The organism is Butyrivibrio proteoclasticus, from assembly GCF_900115735.1.
In the GTDB taxonomy this organism is placed as follows: domain Bacteria; phylum Bacillota; class Clostridia; order Lachnospirales; family Lachnospiraceae; genus Butyrivibrio; species Butyrivibrio proteoclasticus_B.
Window position 1 is genome coordinate 22,475 of record NZ_FOXO01000040.1, and the last position, 6,755, is coordinate 29,229.

Genomic DNA, 6,755 nt, shown 5'->3' on the forward strand with positions numbered 1-6,755 from the left:
GAAGAATTATTATTCACAGTTGACTTTTTGTATATGGAGAGCATAACAAAATGAGTAACCCTAACCCATCTATCCCCCCACAGGTCGAAGCGCAAATAATTAGCAACAACCGAAAAATTTCAGAATTACTTACCGAAAACGAAATGTTACTAAGACAATCGGGTCTTGAACCTCCTGTAGACAACTATGCCCCTAGTGTAAAAAGGAGAATACATTTCCCTTCTAAATACATTAGAACAAAGGCATATTACGTCAATAATTATCATCTCCACTCTTTCTTTTCTAACGAAGAGATAGTCAGCAATGTAGCATACAGCCTTCAGATGTCAGATTTGTATAATTTTATTCTGAATCGATTCTATGTATTTGGATCTCTTGAAACAATGATCTATAAGGCTGCAATAATAAACTATGTCTGCATAATTGAATCACTGATTGGACAAGTTTACGATGATATGCATTCATTTTGCGGAACATGTCCTGACCATAATCATTGCGAATTTTTTATGCCCAAGGTAAAAACCTTCGCCGAAAAGCTTAAAGCAATAGAGAGTAAAGGAATGCTCACCCTTTCGCCTGATCAATTCCAGCAAATAAGGGAGGCTTATCATCTTCGCAATCAATTGCATATTTACACAGCAGCAAAAAATAATGAGTTCACCACAAAATCTTTTGACAGAAAACTTCATAATAGAATTGTTATTATTATGAAAAATCTAAAAGAAATACTTTTCGATGATTTGCTCCCCGCCACAAAGCAATGCTATAGAACTCTTGAATATAAGGATATCTAGGCTGGATTACCAACCGGCCTAGATATCCTTCTTTATTATCAAGATGCCAGCTCAACTATTTCTTTAATTGTTGTGAATTTCTTTTTAATTCCTGAATAGAAAGCCTGGCCAGGAACCTGTCCCATTGTTTTAGTGCAGTACAAATAGAAATCTGATTTTTGGGGATAATTCTTGATTCCGTCAATAACCATTCGCAAAACATCTGGTGTTGGCACCGCTCCGAGACTTGACTTAATAATGCCTGATACTTCCATGGCAGCACTGCAGTCAATCCCATACTCAACCCTATCTATATCTACTTCATTGAATTTAATCACCTTGTCAGATGCACTACCCTCATTTGGCTGGGCTATAGAGCTTTTTTCAATCATTTCCTGATCTTCAGATTCTTTTTCCCCAATGAACGATTTAATCTTTACTGATCCACCATAGTTCTTGGACATATTCAGTATCGCTCTAAAGCCCTGATCTTTCGTAATTATGTAATAATCTCTACTCTTCTTCATGTTATAAAAAAGATATGCCACAAGCTGAAAATCCATTGCATTGAGAGTTCCTACTTCAGCTTTTATAAAGTCAAGCTTAGCCTTACATTTGTTTAATATGTCAATCGGAACAGTATCGGCTTTGATGCTATAGAACACAATAACTTTGTCAAATCTGGAGAGAGCTTCCGCTCCCTCCAGACCTGCCTTATTAACATTCTCGTAATCAATCAAATAAACCCTTGGTTTCATGGTTTCTTAACCTCATAAAGCACTTCATTGGTTACATAAATCGTATCTAAAGATGCCCCCAAAATGTGAGCAAGTATTATTACATTGTCCACTGATGGAATGCTGTTTCCCTTGCCATTTGCAGTGGCATACCACTTGTAAATGCTCTGTACTGAATCCAGATTGAGTATCTCCTTAACGTCCTTGGGAGTAAGCCCCTGTTCCTCTATAAGCTTCTTGATATTGGCACAGGTGGCCTGACAATTAATGACTCTAATAGGCATAGTTTTCCCTCCTCTGTGGTAAACAAACATAGCCATTGGCAATTAACATGCCAAAAAGCACTAAAAAAGTTCCATATTCAGTTGTAAAAAAGGGAAAATTCTTGAAATAAATTGAATTACCATTTATATAGTGAACTACGAGTTAAATGACAAACATCTTGCCAAACGTATATCATAATGGTAATGTATGGATATGAAGTGAACTCGCCTAGGGTTCAAAAATACTTCATACAATCAGATGCTGCGAACATCTGACTTATTTCAAGAGAGGCGTTTTAACAAACGTCTCTTTTGTTATTTTCCCATAATCCTATAGCTCATAGGTCATCACCCCTTTCAAAAAAGCTTTTCTCATATTCACGTCAAAAAAAACTCAGCACTATGATCATCCTCAAAGTAATTTGATAAATACTGCTCTGCAACTACTTTTTGTTTATCTATATCCACTAATATTACAGATAATTCTCCTCTATACGGCATATCTGTAGCCCTTCTACCTAGGTATTTATATGCATCTTCAGAATTTACGACTATTGAAAGCTTTATGTTCTTCTTAATTTTGTAAAAAAGCATGTTTCCTAATAGTATTTGCATGTTCATAGAAACAAACTTTTTCTCTTGAAAATACTTTACTTCAAACCACCATTCATTAATTCGACCATAATCTACATCTAACGTTATATCTGGAACCCTGTTTCTTACATCACCCTCATAGTTTCTCTTGCTAGTGAAATACATGTTTTTTTGAAACATTGTAGTAAAAATAGTTCCCGTTACTTTACGTAAATACTCAGCATATATTTCTCTACTATGCATTCTAAATGGAGACCACGTTTGGACTGAATATCCAATATTGCCTCCAATCTTGCCATTTTCATAGGCTTCTTCTACCATCTGCTGAGCCAATGCACTAGCCGTTTCAGATACCATCTCTTTATCCTGATAGCCAGCAGTTACCATCATATCCTCGTATGTTACTCCATTCTGAGGATTGGCTGAACCTGTGGACATTTTCTTAATTGTCTTAGAGCTTGGAATGTATTCTCCTTGCTCAGCCTTATATATAGTCATATAGCTAACGCCTGCAGCTTCAGCATATTCTCTTAAACTTCTATTGCCTCGTGCAGATCTGACAATATCAGCAAATTCTTGATTACTAATCTGATTCTTATTAGCCATCTCAACACCTGTTATATTAAATTATATTTTATTGTGAAATTTACTAGTTAAATAAGATGAAGCACAACTCAAGTTCCTTTTATTTTATCACTTTTATAAAATTAATCAACCCATAAACGCAAACAGGCGTTTGTTAAATATATTTAACAAACGCCTACCTTTTCCTAAATATCTTTACTACTTATTCTTTTTTCTCAGCGTTCAATTCCAGCATCTCAGGAATCACTTTTTCTACTCTTTCAGCCAATACAACTATCGATTCATTTTCCAAAGCAAATGCCGGATCATCGCACATTGCTACCCAGACCTTTGCCCCATCATCCCAGCCAAACTGCGTCTTATACATTAGATCAATCATCTTACTCTCCGGCTCAGTATGCTCTGATTCTCCCCTCTTAGTTATTCGCCTGTGTGAACAGCTTCAATGTCCTATCGAAGACCTTATAGTTCCTGTCATCCCTTGGACTACAGTAAACTGCATACTCAATAACCTTAAAGGCATGCAGATACTCTTTGATTACATTCTTAGCTGCAAGTGCCACTACTTCTGGCTTATTCTGGAAGGCGCCACATCCGAAGGCTCCAAGTATCACTACTTCAGCACCATTATTGACAGCCACATCAAGAATCCTTCTAAGCCTCTTTTCATGAAGTGCAAGAAGCTCGTTATCCTTTAGTGTTGCCTGCTTATTACCATCACCCGGGTTGAAATAATTTGTGGGATTTGGCTTAAGATTTGGAGCCGCGCAGGTAATAACATCAACCTTATACCACTCGTTATCTGGCATCATCTGCGGGTTGGCAGTATCAGTCTTAAATACAACGACACTCGGAGTATAAATAATATCGTCATTATGAATTGGATCATGCGCCGCGCGATGGGGATTATAAAAGCCATCCCACATATCCTTCACATCAAGGTTAAAATACAACGTAGAACATCTGCACAGACATTCCTCCTGCGCTGTTGATCCACGGACAACTCCTCCTCCCGGGTTAGATGCAGAAGCAAAATTATGAACCGCTACTTTCATATCCTTATATGCACTGGCAGCTTCATAGGATCTCTTCTTGGAGATGACAACTGTTGCCTGCTCCTTGTATCTATTCTTATCAGCTTCAGGAATTAAATCTTTCTCAAGAACAAGCTTCTGTTCAGCATTTGAAGCCTTAATTGCATCACTTAACTTCTGGTTTTCCTTGCAAAATTTTTGTGTATTTTCGAAAATAATGACATTTTCTTCTCTTCCCATTTTCAACTTCTCCTTACATTATTGTAAACGTTCCGACACAATTTGTCTGTCAACGGCAAGTTGCTGTTTTATTTCCTTAAGCATTTTTCTCTTAGTCTTTCGTTCTCAGAATGATACTTATCCATCTCCTCAAGGACAACTCTCTTAAAGTGATCAAAGAATTTGGCGAGATTTTCTTCTTCCGTCCCTGTATAATTCTTTATTTCTCTGCGCTGTGCATCCAAGCTCACTTTATATAAGATAGCTTTCGATATTCTGGGATCTCCATAACGTGCAAGCCCAATTGCATAAGCATATACTATTTCAAAATCCTGTTCTTGCCCCATTGCCATCTTAAAAAGTCTGTGGTTCTCCAGCGTTAATATCATCTGCGCTGCATCTTCAAACATCTGATTCTGAACATCCGCCTCCGTTAATGGTCTTAGTTTTTTCTCATCATATTCTTCAGAGGGACCATCCAGGAAATTCCCCAAAAGCAAATGTTGTCCGCATGAACATTCTACCGTTATAGCAAGTCCAAGTCCTGTAGGAATAAATGTATATGAAAACTTTCCTCCTTCCATTCCCATGGAGCAGTTTTTGTGCTGCCTTTCAAATCTTTTAAGCTTCTTGACATCAGCTCCATTTATCTCAAAAATAATCTTTTCTTTCGTAGTCATAATCTATATCCTCGTGTCACGCTGTTTTCCGCCTTAGATCCATATCCTTCGAAACCAGACTGGAAAGAGCCGGATATAGATAACCCCAGGTCAAATCAATTTCAATAAGCGCCTTGCTCCTGTTTTCTATTCCGTACCCAATAAGACTCCCTTCATCACCGGCCACTACCAAATACTCGCCCTGTCCCTGCAAAATATGTTTCATGGCTTCTTCATGAGCGACCTCACTTCCATAGAAACCGCCTACATATCTCATTTTCATGGAACCATCCTTATAAAAAAGATATGCATGGAATATTTCAAGTTCGTCAAAGAACCGAAGCATTTCGCCAAAGTCCGAATTAATATTGGAGCTACTAACATTCAAAAGCTTGCCTGTTGTCTTCTTAACTCCAGCGTGAACGTAGTTATCAAGGTATTTCTTGTACTTCTTTTCTCTAGTTTTGGTCACCTTGTGCCAATATCTCTGATTCCAATATGGATGATCCTCATTTTTTTCAAGAAATTTGCAATTCTTCTGCAAGCATTGGTGCTGCTTAAGCATGTCTTTGGACAGCGCCCCAAGATGCCTTATGTTATGACAATACGCTATGGTATTCTTAGCACATGGCTGCCCTTTCATATAATCCTTACTCTTCCGTGCTGTAGCAGGCGCTATAGCACCCCAATTTGTTGACATAAGCGCCTCCTTTCAAAATGAAGTGTAATTTAAGCACAGCACCAACTGTAATATGACAATTGATGCTGCACTCGTTAGTTAGATAGTATTTAGTTCAAGAGCAGAAGTGATTAGCTAGCCTGTGAGGCATCTCTAGGCATTTTTCTTCCCATCATCTCCATAATCAGGACATAGTATCGTTTCAGCCTTTTTAATCTCAGGTTACTTAAGTCCCCTATGTTTCCGTTTGTCTCAATCAAGACTGCTCGTTCCTGACTCCTTTTGCGTGGAACCAAGAGGTCATCAATCTTCATCCTGAGTATTCCACTCAGGATATAAAGATTCTCAATATCCACAAAATTCTTTTTGTGTCTCCACTTGTTTACAGCCTGACGTGATATACCTATCTTCTCGCTCAGCACTCTGTCAGTCAGCCCTCGTTCCTTCAGCAAGGCGCAAACCCTTTCGCGAGTAGCCTCCTCGTCTATTCCACTCATGCGATCTTCAAACTCATCAAAAGCCTCAATTGCACTATAGCTCCACAAGTAATCAGCACATCCTCCTTGTGACTCCTTAGCCGATGCGGCATCGGCAAGCCCTGGAACCAATTCTGTTCTTTTAAAACTCTTTTCTTTGTTCATATCAATTCTCCTTTGAATAGTATTAGGTTCCATCCAAAAAAATGACGGACGGTATCAACCGCTCTGAAGAATTGATAATCATATTTATAGAATTTATAACAAAATAGTTTTTCATAGCTTCCCCTCTTTCTGCTGATTTCCACCGGCAAGTTGCGTTTGTTTCTCTACAATTTCTCTACAATTTTTATTATACTCGTAAGGTGTCCAATAAAAATCCCTTTAAGTCACATATAGAAAACTTCCGTTACTATTCACAGCCTATCTGCATCCCGGACTCATTTTTTCACCACAAGAGAAATACATAACCATTATTTCACAGTTGTATCAAATGCCAAAAAACTAGATTTTTTCTATGTTTTTTGGCATTTTTTTTATTGTTTTATATATCGTCATGTGTTATACTGTATACATGGCGATATAGGAGGTGATATCATGTCTATCATTCATCAAAAAGATAAAAGATCCGGAATCACATATGTCTATGAATGCAAATCTTTTTGGGACAAAGAAAAGAAACAATCCCGTTCAAAGAGAACTCTTATAGGCAGGCTAAACGAAGAAACAGGGGAAA

General features: G+C 37.8%; 9 protein-coding genes. 1 reads left to right on the forward strand and 8 read right to left on the reverse strand.

Annotated features, from left to right (window positions below):
- Positions 1-50 precede the first annotated feature (50 nt).
- On the forward strand, positions 51-794 hold the full coding sequence (locus BM146_RS17125; protein WP_074891685.1) for a hypothetical protein: 744 nt from the start codon (positions 51-53) through the stop codon (positions 792-794).
- Between the two features lie 38 nt (positions 795-832).
- On the opposite strand, the gene BM146_RS17130 is transcribed toward BM146_RS17125, so the two are convergent.
- The 8 genes from BM146_RS17130 to BM146_RS17165 all read right to left on the reverse strand — a co-directional run bounded on the left by BM146_RS17130 (position 833) and on the right by BM146_RS17165 (position 6,184).
- Positions 833-1,531: a PIN domain-containing protein gene (locus tag BM146_RS17130; RefSeq protein ID WP_074891687.1), complete on the reverse strand. Its 699-nt coding sequence runs from the start codon at positions 1,529-1,531 to the stop codon at positions 833-835.
- On the reverse strand, positions 1,528-1,794 hold the full coding sequence (locus BM146_RS17135) for a helix-turn-helix domain-containing protein (RefSeq protein WP_074891689.1): 267 nt from the start codon (positions 1,792-1,794) through the stop codon (positions 1,528-1,530). Before BM146_RS17135 ends, BM146_RS17130 begins: the two co-directional genes overlap by 4 nt.
- A 357-nt stretch (positions 1,795-2,151) precedes the next feature.
- On the reverse strand, positions 2,152-2,973 hold the full coding sequence (locus BM146_RS17140; protein WP_074891691.1) for a helix-turn-helix domain-containing protein: 822 nt from the start codon (positions 2,971-2,973) through the stop codon (positions 2,152-2,154).
- A 181-nt stretch (positions 2,974-3,154) separates the two neighbouring features.
- On the reverse strand, positions 3,155-3,331 hold the full coding sequence (locus BM146_RS17145) for a DUF1902 domain-containing protein (protein ID WP_083413629.1): 177 nt from the start codon (positions 3,329-3,331) through the stop codon (positions 3,155-3,157).
- A 37-nt stretch (positions 3,332-3,368) separates the two neighbouring features.
- The gene (locus BM146_RS17150) at positions 3,369-4,226 is read right to left on the reverse strand and encodes a TIGR02452 family protein (RefSeq protein ID WP_074891693.1); all 858 of its coding nucleotides are present in this window, start codon (positions 4,224-4,226) and stop codon (positions 3,369-3,371) included.
- Positions 4,227-4,294: 68 nt separating this feature from the next.
- Positions 4,295-4,885 (reverse strand): hypothetical protein, encoded by a 591-nt coding sequence (locus tag BM146_RS17155; RefSeq protein WP_074891695.1) that lies wholly within the window; start codon positions 4,883-4,885, stop codon positions 4,295-4,297.
- A 16-nt stretch (positions 4,886-4,901) separates the two neighbouring features.
- Positions 4,902-5,564 carry a hypothetical protein gene (locus tag BM146_RS17160; RefSeq protein WP_074891697.1) on the reverse strand — a complete coding sequence of 221 codons (663 nt, stop codon included), beginning with the start codon at positions 5,562-5,564 and terminating at the stop codon, positions 4,902-4,904.
- A 110-nt stretch (positions 5,565-5,674) separates the two neighbouring features.
- Positions 5,675-6,184 (reverse strand): helix-turn-helix domain-containing protein, encoded by a 510-nt coding sequence (locus BM146_RS17165; protein WP_074891699.1) that lies wholly within the window; start codon positions 6,182-6,184, stop codon positions 5,675-5,677.
- Positions 6,185-6,755 lie beyond the last annotated feature (571 nt).